The sequence below is a fragment of the Massilia aurea genome, from assembly GCF_024753205.1.
Lineage (GTDB): Bacteria > Pseudomonadota > Gammaproteobacteria > Burkholderiales > Burkholderiaceae_D > Telluria > Telluria aurea.
Genome location: NZ_JANUGZ010000037.1, coordinates 1 through 612, shown reverse-complemented (window position 1 = coordinate 612; position 612 = coordinate 1). Strand labels below are relative to the sequence as shown.

The 612-nt window shown below is 64.1% G+C and carries 1 protein-coding gene; it reads left to right on the top strand.

Features of this window, described 5'->3' with window-relative positions; genetic code table 11:
* A partial coding sequence (locus tag NX775_RS23930; RefSeq protein ID WP_258838255.1) for a condensation domain-containing protein occupies positions 1–612 on the top strand: 612 nt, incomplete at both ends.

The following is a 612-nucleotide window of genomic DNA, read 5'->3' as shown; positions in this document are numbered from 1 at the left end:
CCTGGGCATTGAGATCGCTCTTCGCGACCTGTTCGCGCATCCGGTCCTGCGGGAACTGGCCAATGCCGCACAGCAGACTGAGCTGGACGTACTGCCACCACTACGACCGGTAGAGCGCGGCGGCCCCTCGCCGGTATCGCTGGCACAGCAGCGTTTGTGGTTCCTCGATCAGCTCGATCACGCGGCAAGCGCTGCCTATCATATCCCTGCCGCCCTGCGTCTGCGAGGGCGCTTGCAGGTGGACGCCCTGTGCGCTGCCCTCGACCGCATCGTTGCGCGCCACGAAATCCTGCGCACGCGCATCGTGAACCATGCCGGACAGGCAAGCCTCGATATCGACCCGGCCGATATCGGTTTTACTTTGCTTGAACGCGATTTGTGCCATCTGCACGGGAACGAGCTGGAAGCGGCCGTAGCCCACCTTGCCTCCGACGAAGCAGCCACCCCGTTCGACCTGGCCACCGGGCCTCTGGTACGCGGCCAGCTGCTGCGCCTGGCACAGGACGAGCATGTGCTGCTGGTTACCCAGCACCATATCATCTCCGATGGCTGGTCGGTCGGGGTGCTGGTCCAGGAGTTTTCAGCCCTCTACACCGCCTTTAGCCAAGGCCT